Genomic DNA, 2,058 nt, shown 5'->3' on the forward strand with positions numbered 1-2,058 from the left:
GGCCGCGCCCCGGGGGCCATTCCACCACCCCCGCCGTCCCGCGGGACCGCATGGGGGCCCCACAAACAGAGCCCGGCCCCCCCCCGCATGGGGGGGGCCCCTTCGACATCGTGCCCGGTGAGGCACTGGCGGAGGATACGAGATTCGAACTCGTGAGGGGTTGCCCCCAACACGCTTTCCAAGCGTGCGCCCTAGGCCTCTAGGCGAATCCTCCGCCGGAAACATTACATGACGCTGGAGGGTGCTAGCGAACTCGTTCGGGCGCCCGGCGATCAGGTAGGCTGGGGCTCAGCCCCTCACGCGGCGCTATCTGACTGAACTCCCCCAGGGCCGGAAGGCAGCAAGGGTAGGTCGGCTCTGGCGGGTGCGTGGGGGGTCTTGTCATTCCCGGCCGCCTCCGCGGACCGCGTTGTCAGTGGGCGCCTATAACCTCGTACGTGTGTCGTCCCTTGCGCTGTACCGCCGCTATCGCCCGGAGTCGTTCGCCGAGGTCATCGGGCAGGAGCATGTAACCGACCCGCTGCAGCAGGCGCTGCGGAACAACCGGGTCAATCACGCGTACCTGTTCAGCGGGCCGCGCGGATGCGGCAAGACGACCAGCGCCCGGATCCTCGCGCGATGCCTCAACTGCGAGCAGGGGCCCACGCCGACCCCGTGCGGGCAGTGCCAGTCGTGCCAGGACCTCGCTCGGAACGGCCCGGGATCGATCGACGTCATCGAGATCGACGCCGCTTCGCACGGTGGTGTGGACGACGCCCGTGAGCTGCGCGAAAAGGCCTTCTTCGGGCCCGCCGGCAGCCGCTACAAGATCTACATCATCGACGAGGCCCACATGGTCACGTCGGCCGGCTTCAACGCGCTGCTGAAGGTCGTCGAGGAGCCGCCGGAGCATCTGAAGTTCATCTTCGCCACGACCGAGCCCGAGAAGGTCATCGGGACCATCCGGTCGCGGACGCACCACTATCCCTTCCGGCTGGTGCCGCCCGGCACCCTGCGTGACTACCTCGGTGAGGTGTGCGGACGGGAGAACATCCCCGTCGAGGAGGGCGTTCTGCCGCTGGTCGTGCGCGCGGGTGCGGGGTCCGTGCGTGACTCCATGTCCGTCATGGACCAGCTGCTCGCCGGAGCGCGGGAGGAGGGTGTGACGTATGCCATGGCCACCTCCCTGCTCGGGTACACCGACGGCTCGCTGCTCGACTCCGTCGTGGAGGCCTTCGCGACCGGTGACGGGGCCGCCGCCTTCGAGGTCGTGGACCGGATCATCGAGGGGGGCAACGACCCCCGGCGGTTCGTCGCCGACCTGCTGGAGCGGCTGCGGGACCTGGTGATCCTGGCTGCGGTGCCGGACGCCATCGACAAGGGGCTCATCGATGCCCCCGCCGACGTCCTGGAGCGCATGCAGGCCCAGGCCGGCACCTTCGGCGCCGCCGAACTGAGCCGGGCCGCCGACCTCGTCAACGAGGGGTTGACCGAGATGCGCGGAGCCACCTCCCCGCGCCTCCAGCTCGAACTCATCTGCGCGCGCGTGCTGCTCCCGGCGGCGTACGGGGACGAGCGCGCCCTGCTGGCCCGGATCGACCGGCTGGAGCGGGGCGTCAACTTCTCGGCGGGTGGTGGCATGCCCGCGATGGGATACGTGCCCGGTCCCGACGCCCATGGCGGAGCCGCCGCCGCACCCGTACCGCCGGGCGGCGGACCCGCCGCGGCCCGGGCCGCCGTACGGGCTTCGGGCGCGCCCGCGGGAGGAGCGCCCACCGCGGGCATGGCCGGCGGCGGTGCGACTGGTACGCCCGGTACGCCCGGTGCAGCTCCTGCGGGGCAGGGCGCGCCCATGGGACAGCCCGCCTCCGGACCCTCCGCGCCCCCCGCGCACACTCCCGGCGGACCACCCCAGCCCGACCAGCAGCCCCAGCCACCGCACCAGGCTCCCCCCACCCAGGCACCAGCCCCCGCACCCACGCCTGCGCCCGCCCCCGCCGACACCAACCCCCCGGCACCCCCCACCCCCGCTCCCGCCTCCGCCCCCGGCGCCTGGCCCACCGCCGCCCCCGCAGGCGG

General features: G+C 72.5%; 1 protein-coding gene, 1 tRNA gene and 1 other RNA gene. 2 read left to right on the top strand and 1 reads right to left on the bottom strand.

What is annotated here, in order from left to right; all coding sequences use genetic code 11:
- Positions 1 to 126 precede the first annotated feature (126 nt).
- A tRNA-Ser gene (locus ACFWYS_RS30980) sits at positions 127 to 214 on the bottom strand.
- Positions 215 to 287: 73 nt separating this feature from the next.
- Between ACFWYS_RS30980 and ffs the strand changes: the two genes are divergently transcribed.
- Positions 288 to 384, top strand: an RNA gene (ffs, locus tag ACFWYS_RS30985) — signal recognition particle sRNA small type.
- 55 nt (positions 385 to 439) lie between these two features.
- Positions 440 to 2,058: DNA polymerase III subunit gamma and tau (locus ACFWYS_RS30990; protein WP_384775940.1), on the top strand; the 1,619-nt coding region annotated here is incomplete at its 3' end.

The sequence above is a fragment of the Streptomyces sp. NPDC059010 genome (assembly GCF_042740355.1).
Taxonomy (GTDB): domain Bacteria; phylum Actinomycetota; class Actinomycetes; order Streptomycetales; family Streptomycetaceae; genus Streptomyces.